Annotated in this window: 14 protein-coding genes; all 14 read right to left on the reverse strand. The window is 65.5% G+C overall.

The window, feature by feature from the left end:
- Nucleotides 1-1141: amidophosphoribosyltransferase (gene purF / locus VN934_01790; GenBank protein ID HXM17523.1), on the reverse strand; the 1141-nt coding region annotated here is incomplete at its 3' end.
- Nucleotides 1142-1152: 11 nt separating this feature from the next.
- Nucleotides 1153-2511 carry a phosphoribosylamine--glycine ligase gene (gene purD, locus VN934_01795; protein ID HXM17524.1) on the reverse strand — a complete coding sequence of 453 codons (1359 nt, stop codon included), beginning with the start codon at nucleotides 2509-2511 and terminating at the stop codon, nucleotides 1153-1155.
- A 145-nt stretch (nucleotides 2512-2656) separates the two neighbouring features.
- On the reverse strand, nucleotides 2657-4198 hold the full coding sequence (gene guaA, locus VN934_01800; GenBank protein ID HXM17525.1) for a glutamine-hydrolyzing GMP synthase: 1542 nt from the start codon (nucleotides 4196-4198) through the stop codon (nucleotides 2657-2659).
- 17 nt (nucleotides 4199-4215) lie between these two features.
- Nucleotides 4216-5349, reverse strand: a complete 1134-nt coding sequence (locus VN934_01805) for a DUF1297 domain-containing protein (GenBank protein ID HXM17526.1) — start codon at nucleotides 5347-5349, stop codon at nucleotides 4216-4218.
- Nucleotides 5350-5374: 25 nt separating this feature from the next.
- Nucleotides 5375-6487, reverse strand: coding sequence for a formate--phosphoribosylaminoimidazolecarboxamide ligase (locus VN934_01810; GenBank protein ID HXM17527.1), 1113 nt, complete (start codon nucleotides 6485-6487; stop codon nucleotides 5375-5377).
- 11 nt (nucleotides 6488-6498) lie between these two features.
- On the reverse strand, nucleotides 6499-6990 hold the full coding sequence (locus tag VN934_01815; GenBank protein HXM17528.1) for a hypothetical protein: 492 nt from the start codon (nucleotides 6988-6990) through the stop codon (nucleotides 6499-6501).
- Between the two features lie 2 nt (nucleotides 6991-6992).
- Nucleotides 6993-7547 carry a hypothetical protein gene (locus VN934_01820; protein ID HXM17529.1) on the reverse strand — a complete coding sequence of 185 codons (555 nt, stop codon included), beginning with the start codon at nucleotides 7545-7547 and terminating at the stop codon, nucleotides 6993-6995.
- 1 nt (nucleotide 7548) lies between these two features.
- Complete coding sequence (gene purQ / locus VN934_01825) at nucleotides 7549-8286, reverse strand: phosphoribosylformylglycinamidine synthase I (protein HXM17530.1); 738 nt, start codon at nucleotides 8284-8286, stop codon at nucleotides 7549-7551.
- The gene (gene purL, locus VN934_01830; GenBank protein HXM17531.1) at nucleotides 8279-10642 is read right to left on the reverse strand and encodes a phosphoribosylformylglycinamidine synthase subunit PurL; all 2364 of its coding nucleotides are present in this window, start codon (nucleotides 10640-10642) and stop codon (nucleotides 8279-8281) included. The genes purQ and purL overlap by 8 nt, the downstream gene beginning before the upstream one ends.
- Nucleotides 10639-11913, reverse strand: coding sequence for a phosphoribosylaminoimidazolesuccinocarboxamide synthase (locus tag VN934_01835; GenBank protein ID HXM17532.1), 1275 nt, complete (start codon nucleotides 11911-11913; stop codon nucleotides 10639-10641). Before VN934_01835 ends, purL begins: the two co-directional genes overlap by 4 nt.
- 17 nt (nucleotides 11914-11930) lie before the next feature.
- On the reverse strand, nucleotides 11931-13382 hold the full coding sequence (gene purB / locus VN934_01840) for an adenylosuccinate lyase (protein ID HXM17533.1): 1452 nt from the start codon (nucleotides 13380-13382) through the stop codon (nucleotides 11931-11933).
- 45 nt (nucleotides 13383-13427) lie between these two features.
- Nucleotides 13428-14453 carry a hypothetical protein gene (locus VN934_01845; GenBank protein ID HXM17534.1) on the reverse strand — a complete coding sequence of 342 codons (1026 nt, stop codon included), beginning with the start codon at nucleotides 14451-14453 and terminating at the stop codon, nucleotides 13428-13430.
- Nucleotides 14450-15529 carry an S-methyl-5-thioribose-1-phosphate isomerase gene (gene mtnA, locus VN934_01850; protein ID HXM17535.1) on the reverse strand — a complete coding sequence of 360 codons (1080 nt, stop codon included), beginning with the start codon at nucleotides 15527-15529 and terminating at the stop codon, nucleotides 14450-14452. The genes VN934_01845 and mtnA overlap by 4 nt, the downstream gene beginning before the upstream one ends.
- Nucleotides 15526-16839 carry an aspartate aminotransferase family protein gene (locus tag VN934_01855; protein ID HXM17536.1) on the reverse strand — a complete coding sequence of 438 codons (1314 nt, stop codon included), beginning with the start codon at nucleotides 16837-16839 and terminating at the stop codon, nucleotides 15526-15528. Before VN934_01855 ends, mtnA begins: the two co-directional genes overlap by 4 nt.
- Between the last annotated feature and the right edge of the window lie 9 nt (nucleotides 16840-16848).

Consider the following 16848-nt stretch of genomic DNA (forward strand, 5'->3'; position numbering starts at 1 on the left):
GGCGGGTCGTCGTGCCGCGCACGATCGAGTCATCCACAAGCACGACCCGTTTGCCGGTGAGATTCGCGAGCAGCGGATTGAATTTTAGTTTGACGCCCTGCGCGCGCATGCGCTGATCCGGATTGATGAACGTCCGCCCGATGTAGCGATTCTTCATCAGGCCTTCGATGAACGGGATGCCGGACTCGTCGGCATAACCGATCGCGGCGGCGGTGGCGCTGTCGGGCACGCCCATGACGACGTCGGCGGGAATCGGTTTTTCTTTGGCGAGCTCGCGCCCCATCTGATAGCGCGCCAGATACAGCTCGCGACCTTTGAACGCCGTGTCCGGTCGCGAGAAATAGATGTATTCGAAGATACAGTTGGCCGGCTTGATGTCGGTCGCGACCATCCGGCTGCGCATGCCCTCTTTGTCGATGATGACGATCTCGCCGGGCTCGACCTCGCGCACGAACTCGGCGCCCAGCGTCGTCAGCGCGCACGATTCCGATGCCAGCGCCCAGCCGCTTCCATACTTGCCAAGGCACAACGGCCTGACGCCCCATGGATCCCGGAAGCCGAAGAGCTGGGTTTCGGTGCAGAGCACGACCGAGAACGCGCCGATGCATTCCTTCATGAGGTACTCGATGCGATCTTCCATCGGACCATCAGGCGCGAGCGCGAGCATCCGCACCATGACGTCCGAATCCGAGTTGCTCGTCGGCACGAGCGTGTCGGGCAGTTTATCGCGCAAGGCCTCGGTGTTGACGAGATTGCCGTTGTGCGCGAGCGCGAATTGGCCGAGCGAGCTGCTGTTCAGCAGCGGCTGCGCATTATAGACGATCGACGAGCCGCTGGTCGAATAGCGCGTGTGCCCGACCGAGAGATAGCCCGGCAGTGTGGCGAGAATATCCTCGGTGAAGATCTGCGAGATGAGGCCCATGTCTTTGTGGCAGCGCAACTCGAAGCCGTCCGAGACCGCGATGCCGGCGCTCTCCTGGCCTCGATGCTGCAGGGCATAAAGCGCGAAGAACGTCGACCTCGCGACGTCCTCGCCCGGAGCAAAGATCCCGCAGACGCCGCAAGCGTCGTGTACGGCGTCTTCGCTTCCAGCCGGCTTGGGCCGGTAGCCGTCCCACTGCGCTTGCGTGCGGGTCTTCATCTTCCTTAAACTTACCCCGAAGGGGCATGGGGTGTCAATGCCGCGTTCACTGCAGACTTCGACGCGCGCTCGGCGATGTCCGTGCGCCAGCGCAGCGTGGTGTCCTGCGGCAGTGATGCGGCGTACGCCGAGCAAGCGGCGTAGGCACGCTCGCGCGCGCTCGCGATCGAGTCCCCGAGCGCGCTGACGGTGAGGACCCGGCCGCCTGACGCGTCGATCTTGTCGCCGGCCGTTTTCGAGCCGCCCCAGAAGAACGTGACGTCCTCCTGAGGCGCGGGCGCCGGCAAGCCGCTGACCGGCTTCGAACTTTCCGGGTATCCATCAGAGGTCATGACGACCGCAACGCACGCCGAGCTTGAATGCGGTATGTCGGTATTGTAGTGCCGGGGCTTTAACCCCGGATGTGGTATGCCGGACTTTAGTCCGGCTATTTCGCAGAGCGCCTCCAGAAAGCCGGATTCGATGCGCGGCAGCACCACCTGCGTCTCCGGATCGCCGAAACGCGCGTTGAATTCGAGCACGTACGGACCCCGGCTGGTGATCATGAGCCCGGCGTAGAGGCAGCCGCGGTACTCGATGCCGTCGCGCTCCAGGCCGAGGCGTGCGCGTTCGATGACTTCCCTCTTGACCCGCTCCAGCAGGGCGCCGTCCACCACATCCGACGCGGGCGAATACGCGCCCATGCCGCCCGTATTGGGGCCCGTATCGCCGTCGCCGGCGCGTTTGTAGTCGCAGGCCGGCTCGAGGATCTGCGCGCGAGTTCCGTCGGTGATCGCCATGACCGACACTTCCTTGCCGGCGAGTTTTTCTTCCAGGACGATGCACGTGCCGCCGCCAGGCACCGAACGTTCCTCGTACCAGCGCTCGACGACGCCGCTCGCTTCGTCCGCGGAATCGAAGACCACAACGCCCTTACCGGCTGCCAAACCGTCGGCTTTGACGACGACGCCGCCATACTGCCAGTGCTTGAGGTGATTCATAGCCTGTTTCTTGTCGTTGGCGACGCGGAATGCGGCCGTCGGGATGCCCCAACGCAACATGCATTGCTTCGCGTACGCCTTGCTGGACTCGAGCCGCGCGCCGGCGCGGCCGGGACCGAAGGTGGCCACGCCTTCGCGACGCAACGCATCGGCGACGCCCGCGGCGAGGGCAGCCTCCGGCCCGATCACGGCCAGATCGATCTTCTCCTGCGCGGCGCGCGCCGCGATCGATCGGACGTCGGTGGCGGACACGCCGGGCCAATTGGTGCCGAGCGACGCGGTGCCGGCATTGCCCGGCGCGGCGAAGATCGCTTCAACGCCGGAGGACCGCGCGATCTTCCAGGCGAGCGCGTGTTCCCGTGCGCCCGAGCCGACGATGAGGACTTTCATGGGTTGGCGCTCGGAACGCTACAACAAATGCGAGTTTTCAAGCAAGATCGTGGAGCAGGACCTTTAGGTCCTGCTGACCCCTCGTGCTTCGCGCGACCTTTAGGTCGCGCGTCCGTGCTGGCGCTCGGAACGCTACAACGATGGATTATTCCCACTCGATCGTCGCCGGCGGTTTGCTCGTGACGTCGTAGACCACGCGGTTCACGCCGGGCACTTCGTTGACGATGCGCGTGGCGATGCGCGCAAGCACATCCGCTGGTAAACGGCTCCAATCGGCGGTCATGCCGTCCTCGCTGCTCACCGCGCGGATCGCGACGAGGTTCGCGTACGTGCGGCCGTCGCCCATCACGCCGACGCTTTGCAGCGGCGTGAGCACCGCGAAGTACTGCCAGGGCAGTTCGCCGTCCGCGTTGCGCTCGATCTCCTCGCGCGCGATAGCGTCGGCGCGGCGCAGAACGTCCAGGCGCTCGCGATCCACCGCGCCGAGCACGCGGACGGCGAGACCGGGGCCGGGAAACGGCTGGCGGTTGACCACGTGCTCGGGCAAACCCAGCTCGCGCCCGACGCGGCGCACTTCGTCCTTGAACAGCAAGCGCAGCGGCTCGATCAACGTCAGGTGCATGCGCTCGGGCAATCCGCCTACGTTGTGATGCGTCTTGATCTTATGGCCTGCTTTAGAGAGCGGCGTCTTGCTTTCGATAACGTCGGGATAGAGCGTCCCCTGCACGAGGAATTTGGCGCCGGCGAACTCTTTGGCGTGCTCTTCGAACACCGCGATGAACTCCCGTCCGATGATCTTGCGCTTCTCTTCGGGATCCACCACGCCGGCCAGCGCCGACAAGAAACGCTCGCGCGCGTCGACCGCGATCAGATTCAGGTGCAGCACGTCGCGAAACGCCTCGACCACCTGCTCGGCCTCGCGCTCGCGCAGCAAGCCGTGATCGACGAAGACGCAGGTCAGCCGGTCGCCGATCGCGCGTGCGGTCAGCGTAGCGGCTACCGCGCTGTCCACGCCGCCCGACAACGCGCACAGCACTTTGCCCTCACCGACCTGCGCTCGGATCTGCTCGACGGAGCGCTCGATGAACGACGCCATCTCCCATTTTTCCGAGAGGCCCGCGATCTTGCGCAAGAAATTATGGAAGACTTGACGTCCGAACTCGGTGTGCTTGACCTCGGGGTGGAATTGCACCCCGTACCAATTCGTATCCGGGTTGCCGACCGCGGCTTGGGCGCAGGCCTCGGTGTGAGCGAGGGTGATGAAACCCTTGGGCAGCTGGATGACGGTGTCGCCGTGGCTCATCCACGCCTGCGAGCGCGCCGCCACGCCCGCGAAGAGCGGTGAGTGGACGGCGTCCACGACCAGCTCCGCCTTGCCGAACTCGCGGATCTCGCCGGGCACGACCTCGCCGCCCAGCGCGCGGGCCATCTCTTGCAGCCCGTAGCAGATGCCCAGCACGGGTTTTCCGGCCTCGGCGAGCTGCGGCGGCACGTGGGGAGCGCCGTCCGCCAACACGCTTTCCGGCCCGCCCGTCAAGATGAACGCCGCCGGGTCGCGCGCCATGATCTCATCCCACGGCGCATCGAAGGGCAATATCTCGGAGTAGATGTGTTCCTCGCGTACTCGCCGGGCGATGAGCTGCGCGTATTGGGCGCCGAAATCGAGGATCACGACGGTCTCCGGCATGTGCTAGTCTTGGAGCCCTACGTGAGAATATCCGCCAGCCGGCCAGCCGCGCGCGCCAACACGACTTCTTTCGCGATCCGCTCACCGACCGACAGCTCGCGGCCCCAGCGATACGCCGAATAGGGCGTGTACTTGGTGCCCGGCGAGCCCGGGATACGCAAGCTGACGTCATAGACGACGAACGACTTCGGCGGTCCGGCGGCGATGACGCATTGCAGCGCGAACGGCCCGATGATGCCCGGGGGGCGCGCCGCCCGCGCGGCTTCGACGAAGCGCTCGCCCATGTCGAAGGCCTGCTCGAGCATGGACTCGGTCACGGTGGCCGGCATGTGCCCGGCTTCTTCCATCGAGGGCGTGAACGCGCCGCCGAGCGAGGCCTGTTCGATGGCGAGCAGGCTGCGCGCTCCATCTACGTTGGTCTGCCGCCGCGTGTCGGTTCCGAGCAGCTCCAATTCTCCGAGCATCGGCGACCAGAAGAAATTCAAGTTGATGGTCGGGCCGAGCACGTACTCCTCGAGCAGCGCGCCGGCGAGACCCTGCTCGCTGATGACGCCCGCCGCGATGAGGGTCTGCGAACGGCGGCGATATTGCTCCGGACTGGCGGCCACGAAAAACGCGCGCTCGAACGAGACCTTCGCGTGCGGCGCCTTGATCAACGTCAAGCCATCGATGTCCTCTGCGCTCTTTAGGCGCCGTGGGAACCGGATGCCGGCGGACGCGAGCAGTTCGTATTGATTGCCGGGTTCGTCGCGTTCTTCGGCGCGCAGCAGGCGGCGCGAACCGAAGAAGGGCACGCGCATGCCTTGTTCTATTTGATTGTAGGAATAACGCTGCCGCGCGTACACCTCAAAGGAGCGATTGGGCACGAAGATGGCGCTGCGTGCGAGCAGCTTCTCTTGCACGCCGGCGTCCAGCACTTCGGCGAAATGACCAAGCGCGATCGTCTCGTCCACGCAGCCGCTGCCGTCGGAACGGGTCTTGTAGTACTGCGCATACGTCCGCTCGCGCCGCGCGGCCGTGAGCACGAGCGTGCGGAGCTTCTCGCGCTTGGCGCCGAGACACACGTCGAGCGCGGAATGACTGCCGATGCAGCAAAGCGTCAGCGCGCCCAGCTCATACTTCGCGAGCACCTGGGACACGGAATCGCTCATGTGGTATGCCGGACTTTAGTCCGGCCTAGTTGGCCGGCACGCCGGGGCCGGGGATCGGCACCGGTTTGATCGGCCGCACCAAATCTTCGAAATGTATGCCCGACTGGTCGAGCACGAGCGAGAGGCTGTTCGACAGCAGCGCGTTCTTGAGCTCGCGCGCGATGCGCCGGCCGGTCGACATCGGCTCGTCGTAGTTCAGATACGAGTACGGCGAGCCGTCGATGAACAGGTTCGTGCCGGCCACGATGCGCGCCGACACTTCCATCAGGAAGAATTCCGCGTCGGGCGTGACGATCGTCTCGAGGCAGAACGCGCCGAAGAGACCGCGCGGCGGACACAGCTCGCGGCTGATCCGCACGACCGCTTCGCCCATGTGGAACGCTTCGGCGAGCAGCGACTCGCGCAAGCTGATCGGCTGATTGCCGATCACCACGTAGCTCGGCTGGATGTTCCAGCCCTCTTGGTCGGCCGACGGGATGCGCCCAAGCGAATCGACGTTGCTTTCGTAGCGACGGTCCATGGACATGATCTCGAGCTTGCCGGTCAACGGCGAGTAGAAATAATGGATGTATACCGGCACGCCGATGACGTATTCCTGGATGATGTATTGCTGTTCGACGAGATGCGAGGCGCGGGTGGCGAAGTCTTCCGCGTTCTTGACGAACAAGTACCCTTTACCGCCATGCGCGCCGTAGAGTTTGACGATCACCGGCCGGTCGATTTCGCTCGCCTTGCGGAACTGGCGCGGCATCTTCAAGCCGGCTTTGAGCAGCCATTCGCGCTGGCGCATGCGATCGGCTTCCCAGTCCAACACCGCCTTGTTGCCGAAATACGGCGTCGTCATCGCCTTGTGCTCGTCGAGCGAAAGATACGCGACGAACGAACCGTGCGGCACGAGGATGCACTTGCGCTGGTTCAGCTCCTTTTCGACCTTGGGAAAATCTCCGTATTTGGGTATGACGAGCACTTCGTCCACAAACCCGAAGCTGGCGTACAGCGCTTCGTTCTGCGGCGTGCTCACCGCGAGCGTGTGGAAGCCCTCGTCCTTGGCGCCTTTGAGGATTTGGAGCGCGGAGTGGCTGCCGAGCGTGGCGATGGTGTAGAGTTGGGGCAGATGCGCAGCGGTTTTCTTTGCCATTCTTGCCTGTTCTAGTTCACCGCTGCGGCTTGCGCGACCTCGCGCACAGACCAGCGTTGGGAAATGGGGTTTGCCAGCAGCTCGCGGCACGCCCATTCAAGGCGCTCCTTCGGCGCGCTGCCATGCTCGTCAAAGAAGCGCCATGCCGTTGCGCGCTCGAGCGCTTTGAGATCGCGGATGCCGAAATGATCAGCGAGCAGGCGCGCGAGCCCGCTGTTATCGTCGTCGCGGTCCGAGACGATCGCCTCCCAAGCGTTCGAATCTGCGGCGTCGTGCGTTCGTCGCATTCGGTGCTTGTTCGGATTGAAGATGACTTCGGCGCGCCGGAGCGCTTCGACGATCTCCTCTGCGTTCTCGGGCGGCTGGTCGAGGCTGAGCCGCAAGACCTCGGCGCGCTCGACGCGGGCGAGCTCCGCATAGCCGAGTTGCCGCAGCGCGACCAGCACGGTGAACGCGGTATTGTCGGGCACGGTGAGTTCGATCGCGACTTCGAGCTGCAGCACCTTTAGCGCGCGCGCCGCACGAGCGTCACGACGATGATAATCGCGCTCAGAAGAAACGAGACGATCAGAATCGTGATGTCGCGGAAAATACCGACGAGCAGACTCGCGGTAAACGCCTGGCCGACGGCGACCACGACGCGAGGTCCGCTGCCGTTCGCGTGAGCGCACGCGAGCGCGTACGTGCCGGGCGCATCGATGCTGAACGCCGCGAGCGCCTTGCCCGAGCGCGAGCCGATGCTGTACGAAGAGCTCATGCCGGAAGCTTGGACGGCGATCTTGGAGCCTGAAGGAGACGTGACCGAGCATTGGATGTCCGTCTCCTCCCCAGTGTTGAACATCTCCCCGTTGAGGTCGCTTTGATACTCGTAGTAGAGCGTGTACCCGCCCGACTTGGTGAGCTTGAGATCCTGGCTTGCGGGCATGACAAAACGCGTCAGCGCTTGTGACTGCGCGTATTTGATGTCGCCGACGAAGCCGATCGTGGCCCACGTGACGCCGGCGGCTAGGATCAGGAAAGCGATGACGTACCAGATAGCGCTCGACTGCGGATGTTTCATTTCAAGCCCCTTTCAACGAGCGCGCCATGCACTGGAAGATCGCGTGCGAGCCGACGGTTTGGTTCGGGTCTTTGCCGCGCATTCCCGGGGTCGCGTAGGACGCGTTGAACACCCATGCGGAGCGCTCCGGGTGAGGCATGAGCGCAAGCACATTGCCTTCTTCGTTGCAGATCCCCGCGGCGCGGTGCATGGCGCCGTTCGGTGCCGTGCCTGCGTAGCGCAACACGATCTGAGCGCGCTCTTCGAGGGAGTCGAAATACGCAGGCGCGCCGGTGAAGCGGCCTTCGCCGTGCGCGATCGGCATGCGCATGGAAAAACCCGGCGACAAGCCGCGCGTGAACGCGCAGCGATCAGGTTCGTCATCCGTCACGACCTCGACGAACCGGCACTGAAAACGGCGCGATGGCAGGTTGCGGGCGATCGCCACGTCGCCGAGCATGCCGCTCTCCGCGACCACCTGCGCGCCGTTGCACAGACCGAGCACGAACTTGCCCCGCTTTGCCTCTTCCTTCACGACCGCAACCATCGGGCTCTTCGCGGCGATCGCGCCCGCGCGCACCCGGTCCTCGTGCGCGAAGCCTCCGCACATGACGTAGGCGTTGAATCTGCGCAGCAAAGCAACATCATCGCTCCACCAGAACAATGACGCATCCATGCCGGCATCACGGCAGGCGTCGACCGTCTCGTCTTCTGAGTTCGTGCCGGGAAATACGATGACTGCGACCTTCGGGCTACGCATAAAGTTCCTGGAGCGGCGACAGCCAGGCCTCGCACAATGCGGCGAGCCCCACGTCACAGCTGCCTTTGACGCTCAAGCCGCTGCCGCCCGTTCTTCCCACAAGCACCGGTTCGGCAGCGTTTTCCTTGCATGTCTCGTGGAAGGCTTTGAGCCGTTCGTCAGCGACCTCGACCACGAAACCACCGGCTTCGCCGAAGAGCGCAGCGTGCTCTCCGCACTGCGCCCATTCGCTCGTCGCGCGCAGACGAGCGCCGATCGCTCCATCGGCGTCGCCGCCGAGACACATCTCGGCGACGCACGCCAGCAGTCCGCCGTCAGAGATGTCATGCGCGGCGCTGGCGATCCCGCGCTGCACGCACCGGACGACCGTCTTGATGGACGCCACGGCCTCGCGATAATCGATGGCGGGGAGCGCTGAGTCCGCGATGCCCATCAAGGCTGCATAGACGGAACCGCCGAGTCGACTGGTGCGCGGGCCGAGCAGAAAGAGATTGCGTTCGGCCGCCGTGAGCTGCATGGTCGCGATGCGCCTGACATCGTCGACGCGGCCGATGCACGCCACGATCGCCGACGGCGAGATCGCGCGACCGCTCGCAGCCTCATTATACAAACTGACGTTGCCGCTGACGAACGGCAGGGGTTCTCCGGGGGCGCCCAGCTGCAGGGCAAGCGCCGCTTCTGCGAGCCCGTCCACCCCTTGGACGAGCTGGTCGTAAGCGAGCGGGTCCTCAGGATTTCCGTAGTTGAGACAATCGGTCAGGCCGATCGGCTGCGCGCCGACCGCCGCCACGTTGCGCGCCGACTCCACCACGGCATGTGCCGCCGCGAGACTCGCGTCGATTACGCCGTAGCGCGGATTGCCATCCACCGAGAGCGCGATGCCGGCGCGCGCTCCTCGCTTGATGAGGAACACGCCCGCGTCCGCATATCCGGAAGGGATGACGGTTGCGCCGCGCACCACCATGTCGTAGTGCTCGATCAGCGGCCGCCGGCTGCAGACGTCGAGGTGGGAGAGAACGCGGAGGAGGATAGCTCTCGTGTCCGAGCTGGCGCTCGGAACGCTACACCCGAGCTGCGCTCGGGTCGCTACATTCACCGAAGAGGCGACCTTGCGGTCCGGGGTGGGGACGGGGCCGGTGAGGACGTCGATCGGCAGGTCCATCACCGTAGCCCCGGCGGACTTCACCACATAGCGCTTCTCGCGCGTCACGGTGCCGATGACCGCCGCCTGCGCGCCGGCGGCCACTTCCGGCAACGTGAAGCGCTTGTTGTAGATAGAGAGCAGCGTCGGCGTGAACGAGGGCGGCACGGCCCACAGCATGCGCTCCTGCGTTTCGGCGCACGCGATCACGAACGGCGGCAAGCCCCGGACTGCTTGTGGCACCTTTTCGATGTCGATCGCGGCGCCGAAGCCGCCGGCGCTGCACAGTTCGCTCGAACTGCCCATGATGCCGCCGGCGCCAAGATCCTTGAACCCGACCGAGAGCTTGCGTTCCGCGACTTCTCGAAACGCCGCGTACGTGCCGCGCATGATCACGTTCTTCAAGAATGGGTCGGGGACCTGAACCGCGCTTTTGTCGGCTTGCGCTTGAGCAGCGTCCAGGATCAGCGACGCAAAGGCTGCGCCGCCGAAGCCTGACCCATCGGTGGCCTTGCCGACCAGCACGAGATCGTAGCCGGCGCCGTCGGACGGCACCCTGCTGTGAATGATGCGATCGGCGCGCACGATGCCGAGCGCGACCACGTTCACCAAACAATTCTCGGTGAAGGATTCGTGGAAGTAGACGTCACCGGCGATGTTGGGCACGCCCACCGCGTTGCCATACGCCGCGATGCCGTCCACCGCCGCCGCCGCCACGTATGCGGCGTGGGTGCCGAGCGCAGGCGGACCGAAGCGCAGCGGATCGGCGCTGACGACCACTTCAGCGCCCATGCACAGCACGTCGCGCAAAATGCCGCCGATGCCGGTCGCCGCGCCTTCGAAGGGAACGACCTGCGATGGATGATTGTGGCTCTCGTGCGCCACCGCCACGCCGTATTCGACACCCTCGATCGTCGCCGCGCGAAGGATGCCTGCGTCCTCGCCGACGCCGACGAGCACGTCGCGACTTTTGGTCGGCAACTTCTTCAAGAGCGGCCGGCTGCTCTTGTACGAGCAGTGCTCGCTCCACTGGATCGCAAACGCGTGCGCCTCGGCGCGCGTCGGATTGCGGCCGATGCGCTCGGCGATGGCGCGTAGTTCCGCCGCGCTAAGCGCGAGCGCCTCGCGACGAGCGAGGCGCACGAGTTCGTCGTCGCCGCAACCCGCTATCGAAAGCGCTTCTGCGGCGTGTTCGAGCTGCGCGGCGCCGGTCACGCGCCCGTCTTGCCGTTCGGCGGCGGCGCGTTCAGGCGGGCATCGGCTTCCAGAACGTTGGATCGCGAGCGGTACTGCGAAACGAGAACCCGGCCGAACAAGACCGTGTCGTCAACGGCCAAGATCTTGGCGGCGGCGAGCGCGGCGTTTTCGGGCTCGAGCACGACCGCGCTGGCGACGCCGGAGGGCAAGTGCAAGCTCGAAAGGATCTCCATGCCCGCCCAGTTCGAGCCGAGCACGGGGCATGCGATGACCGGATTGGCGGTCGCGGCGTCCACGAAGGCAGACAGCGCGTTGCTGCGGCCCGCGATCGTCACGTACACCACGCGCCCCAGCATGTTGTCCATCTGCTGGATGAGGCTGAGGGCGTACTGCGGCGTCTTGTGCGCCGACGCCACGTGCCGGCGGGTCGGGACTCCGAACATCGAGAGCGCTTTTGCGATCCGCTCGGCATGCGCCGCATCGGCGGCGGAACCCATCATGATGCAGACCATGCCGCCCGAAGATTTTTGGAATCTGCCCACGCGCTCGGCGACTTCTTCGTATTTCGCCCTGATCGTCTCGAGATCGCCGGCCGAAGGGGTCGAGAGATTGCGATAGATCTGCTTGTCGAGCATCAGCGCCTGGTCGCCGCCGGGCCATACGCGCCACGAGTCGTTGTCGATGACGTCGGCGAGCAGGATCTCGGTGGTGCCGTCGGGATTCTTCACGCGGCCGAACTCGACTTTGAGGTCGACGAGCAGCACGCTTTGCTGCCGCCACGCATGCGCGAGGATGTCGAACACCAGGCGCGCGATGTCGCTCATCTGCGCGAGTTCCGCCGGCGTGGCCAGATTCTCGTCGATGACCTGCTCGGCGGTGTATTGCGGGTCGTGACGCGCGTCATCTTTGAAGAAATACTCGACCAGGCGCGGCGCGAGCACGCTGCCCGACTTCACGCCGGGATTGCGCTTCAAGTACGATCCGGCTGCGACCCCGCGCACCACGACTTCGATCGGGATCATCTCGCAGCGGCGCACGATCATCTCGTTGCCGTCGGCGTCCTCGCCGCCCGCGAGGTAGTGAGTCGGCAGCCCGCACGCGTTGAGCAGCCGGAAGATGCGCGACGTGGTCAGGGCGGCAAGCCTGCCCTTGCCGGCGATGACATTGCGTTTGGCGCCGTCACCCGCCGTGATCTGATCTTGCTGCGCGACGATCACCGATCCGGATTCTTCCGGATGCTGGTACAGTATCTTGGTCTTGCCGCGCGCGACCTCAGGTCCTTTGTTCATCGCTATCCTTTCCGGGGCTAAAGCCCCGGCACTACATTTCCCAGCCCCGGCACTACATTTCCGAGCGTGGCGTCGGCCGGCGCTTTTTCCAGCGTTCGCACCTTCGCCGCGAACTCGCGCGCTTTCGAGGCTGCGAACCCCGTGTGGCGGGTGGCGTCCATCAACCGCTTCAGCTCGTCCGCGCCGACGTGCTTGGCGAACTCCGGGTCGCGAGCGAGCATCTCCTCGAGCGGGTTCTTCTCGGTCTTCTCCAGCGCGTCCCACGCGCGCATGCAAGCCTCGCGCAGCCGTTCGTGCAGCGCCTGGCGGTCGCCGCCTTTCTTGACGGCCTCCATCAGCAACGCTTCGGTCCCGGCGAAGGGCCCGAACTTCTCGAGGTTCGCGCGGATGCGGGTCTGGTCGACGCGCAGGCCCGCGATCACTTTTCGCACGAGCGAGACGATCTCGTCCGCCGTCAAGAACGTCTCGGCGATGGCCGAGCGCCTGTTGGCGGAGTCATCCAGCGTGCGTTCCAGCAGGTTGTCCGCGGCGTTGTGCCACATCACGTCGACGTTTGCGGCGATGATGCGAGCCAAGGAACAGATCCGCTCGCACATGATGGGGTTGCGTTTGAAGGGCATGGCCGACGAGCCCACTTGCTTGCTGCCGAACGGCTCGCCCAATTCTCCGAATGGGCTGCTCGCCAACACGCGCACGTCGAACGCGAACTTGCTGCAGGAAGCGGCCAAGGCCGCGACGTTGGCGACCACCACGTAGTCCAGGCGGCGCGGATAGGTTTGGCCGGTGATCATCACCGCTCGCAATCCGAAGGCTTCGAGGACTTCGCGTTCGAGCTGCTCGTGCGTCACGGCGGTGCCTTCGAGCAGGCGCTCGAAGGATGCCGCGGTTCCGACCGCGCCGCGCAGGCCCTTGCTCGGCAGCCACGCGGCCAGGCATTTGAGATTCTCGTAATCGAAATACAGATCGTGCGCCCACATGCTCATGCGATAGCCGAGCGTGGTGGGCTCCGCGGCTTGCAGGTGCGTGTATGCCATGCAGGTCAGGTCCGCGAATTGATCGATTTTGACCGCGAACGCATCCAGCGCTTCGCGCACGCCGGCGCACAGCATCGAGAGGGCGAGGCGCATGCGCGCCGTGTCGACGTTGTCTTCGATGTCCATCGACGTCGCGCCGAGGTGCAGCTTGCGGCCCCCGACCGTCGCCTGGCCCGCGTACACGCGCAGTTCGGCCATCAGGTCGTGGTGGATCTCTTTCTCGATGGCGTCGGCGGCTGCGATGTCGACCGCGTCCACGTAGCGGCGCAGATCGGCGAGCTCCGCCTCGGAGACCAATCCGGCTTTAGACTGCGCCTGCGCGAGAGCGAGCCACATGCGCCGCCACATGCGCCGTTTGGTCTCCTCGGAGAACAGCGCGCGCATGGCGGGACTGCCGTATCGCCAAGAAAACGGTGATGAATAGCTGGAGGTCATCGGTGTGATTTTCTTTCGGCGCGGGCGGTTCGCCGGCCTCTCACATCACTTCTTGCTGGTGAGGCGGACGATCACTTCGTCCAGCGCTTGATCGGCTTGGCGGCGTCCGGTCAGCGATCGCTCCAGCGCCGCCATCGTGACGTCTACGCGTTCTTTGAGCTCCTTTGCCGACAAGTCGCGGCACGCGCCGAGCATGTTCTTGATGCGCCAGAAGTTCTGGCCCGTCGCCGCTGCATACGCGTCGGCGCGGGATCCGTTGCGCAGCTCCCACACGATTTGCGCGTCCGCGGCGAGCCAGATGAGCGGACCGACGGCGTCGCTAGGACCGGAGACGATTTCGTGCGCCAGTCTGAGCGCCCGCTCGGTGTCGCCCGCGTTGACCGCCCCGCCAAGATCCCAAAATTTGACGTCGCTGCTGGGCAGCGCGTACTCGCGCACGTCGTCGAGCCGGATCCGTTTGAGCGAAAGCGCGAGGCGGTCGAGCACGTTCTTGATCTCGGTCGCATTTTCCATCGAGGCGAGCGCGGTGACCGCGCCTGCGTCCACCTTCACGCCAAGCTCCGCGGCGCGCATCTCGACATATCTCGCGGAGGCCGCCGCGTTCAGCGTGCAGTCCACGAACAGCGACGCCGGCGTCGCTTTGGCGAAGGCTGCGGCTTCGTCCATCGGCTTGCGCCCCTGCGGTCGCGCCGGCTTTCCCGCATGGTCGATCAACAGCAGGGCGGATTCCGGCACGTCCGTCGCCGCCTCGACGATCTCGTCGCGTTCTTCCTTCTTAAGATCGATAGTGCCCCGCACCACCACGACGCGCCGCTGCGCCAGGAAGGGCAACGCGGCGATCTTCTCGATGATCGACCCGGCGCTGGTGCCGGCGCTTGCATCCACGACGTCGAGGTTGAGGGCGCGCAGCGATTCGTCGGGCAGGGCCGCGGCGATGACGAGGCGCACCACGTCGTCCGCGAGCATGTGCTCTTTGCCCGCGACGACTACCAGCGGTGGAACGGGCACGTCGCGAGCAGCGACGAAATCCAGATAGCCGACTTTGGACGGGGCTTTTTTCGCCGGCGTCACTGCGAAGCACCGGCGCGCACCGGCGTCTGCTGCAGCATCGCGGCGATCGAGTCTTCGTACGGCGACCGCAAGACGCCGAATTCCGTGACGATCGCTTCGATATGAGAGGCCGGCGTGATGTCGAACGCGGGATTGGCGGCCCGCGCGCCTTCCGGCGCGACGCGCACGCCGCCGACCTCAAGCACCTCGCGCGGATCGCGCTCTTCGATCTTGATGGCCGTGCCGTTTTCGATGCCGGGATCGAACGTCGAACGCGGCGCCGCGACAATGAACGGCACGCGATGAGCGCGCGCTAGGATCGCCAAGGCATACGTGCCGATCTTGTTGGCCACGTCCCCGTTGCGCGCGATGCGGTCCGCGCCGACGAGCACGGTGCCGATCTCGCCGCGCGCGAGGAAGTGCGCCGCGGCGGAATCCGTGATCAGAGTATAGGGAATGCCGTCCGCCGCCAACTCGTAGGTCGTGAGGCGCGCGCCTTGGAGCAGAGGCCTGGTCTCGCCGACGAACACCCTGCCGATCTTGCCGGCGCGCCAGGCCGAGCGCACGATGCCAAGCGCTGTGCCGTACCCGCCGGTCGCGAAGTCGCCGGTATTGCAATGGGTGAGCACGTTGATGCCGGCGGGCAACAGCGCCGCGCCCGCATCGCCGATCCTCCGGCATGTCGCCACGTCATCTTCGTGCAGGGCGCGCGCCGCGATCTGCAGGGCGAGCGCGGCCTGCACCGGCGATTCTCCGGCGTTGATGCGCCGCTTCGCCTCGTTCAGCATTTCAGTGACGGCCCAGGAAAGGTTCACCGCCGTTGGCCGGGCGCTCGCAAGGCGCTCCGCGGCGCCTGCGATCTGCTGCAGGAATTGATTGGAATCCGTCGCCGCGGCGGCCGCGATGAGCGCGGCGATGGCCATGCCGTACGCGCCGGCGATGCCGATGGCGGGCGCGCCGCGGACCTTCATCGCAGCGATGGCCTGCGCCACGTCGTCCGGGGCGCGCAGCTCGAGCAGCTCGAGCGAGCCCGGCAGCTTGCTTTGATCGATGATGCGGAGCACGCCGGAGTCATACGCGATGTGCGCCGGATTCACGCGCGCGCGAACTCCTTGCTTGCGTCTGCGAGTGCGGCGTCGATGATGACCGCGGCTTCATCGACTTGCCCCGCGGTGATCACAAGCGACGGCTGGATGCGCAGCGTATTGCCGTACAGACCGCCGCGCCCTATGAGCAAGCCGCGCTCCTTGCACGCTTCGAGCACGCGCTCGGCGGCTTGTGCCGACGGCTCTTTGCTCGCGCGATTCTCCACCAGTTCGATGCCGATCATCAGACCGCGGCCGCGCACCTCGCCGACGATGGCGTGGCGTTGCGCGGATTCGCGAAGCCGCGACATGAGGCGATCGCCCATGGCGCCCGCATTGGCGGTCAATCGCTCTTCTTCAATGACTTCGAGCGTCGCCACGGCGGCCCGCGCGGCGACCGGATTTCCGCCGAAAGTGTTGATGTGCGGGCCTTGATATGCGTCGGCGATCTCGCGCCGCGCGATGACCACCGAGATCGGCATGCCGTTGGCCAGGCCCTTGGCGGAAGTGACGATATCGGGCGTCACGCCCCAATCGGAGATGCCGAACAGATTCTTGCCCAGCCGGCCCCACGCGGTCTGGACCTCATCGGCGATGAACAGAATACCATAGCGGTCGAGGATCTGCTTGACGAGCCCGTAGTATTCCGGCGGCGGCGTGATGATGCCGCCGAGTCCTTGGATCGTTTCGGCGTAGAACGCAGCGACGTTTCCCGAGGTCGCCGTCTTGATGACCGTTTCAACCGCCTTCGCGCAGGCGACCTCGCATGACGGATAGGTCAGACCCAGCGGGCAGCGATAGCAGTAGGCGTTCGGCGCGAACGCCACGTTCGAGGGCTCCGCGCCCCAGTTGCGCCAGGTCGAGAGCCCGCTCACGCCGACCGTCCATGCCGAACGGCCGTGGTAGGCGTGCGCCAGCGATATGAACTCGCTGCGCTTCGTGAAGTGGCGCGCGAGCACGGCCGCCAATTCGTTCGCCTCCGTGCCCGAGTTGCCGACGAACACTTTGTCGAGCCCCGGCGGGGACATCGCCGCGAGCTTGTCGGCGAGGTCGAGCACCGGCTCGTTGAGGTACAGCGTCGAGGTGTGCACGATCTTGTCCACCTGATCGTGCACGGCGGCTTTCACCTTCGGGTGATTGTGGCCCGCGACCAGCACCGCGATGCCGGCGAAGAAGTCGAGATAGCGGCGGCCCTCGTCGTCGACGACGTATGCGCCGTCGCCCTGCACGAGGGTGAGCGGTTCGCTGTAATATGTCTTGGCGCAAGCCATCAGGTGGGTGGACTTGCGCGCTGCGTTGCGATTCGTGGTTGCGCGTGCCATGAACGCCTC

The sequence above is a fragment of the Candidatus Tumulicola sp. genome, from assembly GCA_035601835.1.
GTDB lineage: Bacteria > Vulcanimicrobiota > Vulcanimicrobiia > Eremiobacterales > Eremiobacteraceae > DATNNM01.

Bases quoted from the DNA above. Each gene is read 5' to 3' on its own strand.
- VN934_01805 (HXM17526.1), bottom strand. From the start codon at position 5,349: ATGAGCGATTCCGTGTCCCAGGTGCTCGCGAAGTATGAGCTGGGCGCG.
- purB (HXM17533.1), bottom strand. From the start codon at position 13,382: ATGACCTCCAGCTATTCATCACCGTTTTCTTGGCGATACGGCAGTCCC.
- purQ (HXM17530.1), bottom strand. From the start codon at position 8,286: ATGCGTAGCCCGAAGGTCGCAGTCATCGTATTTCCCGGCACGAACTCA.
- VN934_01835 (HXM17532.1), bottom strand. From the start codon at position 11,913: ATGAACAAAGGACCTGAGGTCGCGCGCGGCAAGACCAAGATACTGTAC.
- VN934_01820 (HXM17529.1), bottom strand. From the start codon at position 7,547: ATGAAACATCCGCAGTCGAGCGCTATCTGGTACGTCATCGCTTTCCTG.
- VN934_01855 (HXM17536.1), bottom strand. From the start codon at position 16,839: ATGGCACGCGCAACCACGAATCGCAACGCAGCGCGCAAGTCCACCCAC.
- VN934_01810 (HXM17527.1), bottom strand. From the start codon at position 6,487: ATGGCAAAGAAAACCGCTGCGCATCTGCCCCAACTCTACACCATCGCC.
- guaA (HXM17525.1), bottom strand. From the start codon at position 4,198: ATGCCGGAGACCGTCGTGATCCTCGATTTCGGCGCCCAATACGCGCAG.
- purD (HXM17524.1), bottom strand. From the start codon at position 2,511: ATGAAAGTCCTCATCGTCGGCTCGGGCGCACGGGAACACGCGCTCGCC.